We start from the raw sequence: 902 nt of genomic DNA on the forward strand, positions 1-902 counted from the left end.
CGCCCCGGCGGCGTCAGGAACACGTCGCCTTCGCGCACGTCCGCGAAGCCGAGGTACTGCAGCACTTCCGCGATCGGGAACAGGTCGTCGACTTCCAGATGCAGCGTGCGCGCGATTTCCGGCATGTCGGCGCGACCGTGGTACGGCGCCATCGCGAGCGTCTCGATCAGGCCGGCCATCAGGTTGGTCGACACCTGCGGAAGCCAGCTGCCGAGCTCCAGCCCCTTCTTCGTCGCTTCGCCGGTCTGGCGTGCGGTCATCTTCGCGTAGATGTCGTCGACGAGCTTGCGGAACGCCGGGTCCAGACGATTGCGCGGGTGCTTGAACGGCACCTTGATCTCGGCGATCACGCGGCCCGGGTTCGACGACAGCACGAGGATCCGGTCGCACATGAACACCGCTTCCTCGATGTTGTGCGTGACGATCAGCACCGACTTGATCGGCATGCGGCCCTGCGTCCACAGATCGAGCAGGTCGGTGCGCAGCGTCTCGGCCGTCAGCACGTCGAGCGCGGAGAACGGCTCGTCCATCAGCAGAATGGTCGGATCGACGACGAGCGCGCGCGCAAACCCGACGCGCTGGCGCATCCCGCCCGACAACTCCCGCGGGTACGCGTTCTCGAAGCCGTCGAGACCGATCAGGTCGATCGCGGCGAGCGCACGCTCGCGCCGCTCGCGCGCGCCGACACCGAGTGCTTCGAGCCCGGCTTCCACGTTCTGCAGCACGGTGAGCCACGGGAACAGCGCGAAGGTCTGGAACACCATCGCGACGCCTTCGGCCGGGCCGCGCAGCGGCTTGCCGAGATAGGTCACCTCGCCGCCGGTCGGCTCGATCAGCCCGGCGATGATCCGCAGCAGCGTCGACTTGCCCGAGCCCGAGCGGCCGAGCAGGCCGACGATCTC

Annotated in this window: 1 protein-coding gene; it reads right to left on the minus strand. The window is 68.2% G+C overall.

The genetic code is table 11. From position 1 onward, the window contains the following. The coding region (locus tag CFB49_RS35385; protein ID WP_089493768.1) for an ATP-binding cassette domain-containing protein at positions 1-902 on the minus strand (902 nt) is incomplete at both ends.

Source organism: Burkholderia sp. AU17457 (assembly GCF_002223255.1).
GTDB classification, from domain to species: Bacteria; Pseudomonadota; Gammaproteobacteria; order Burkholderiales; family Burkholderiaceae; genus Burkholderia; species Burkholderia sola.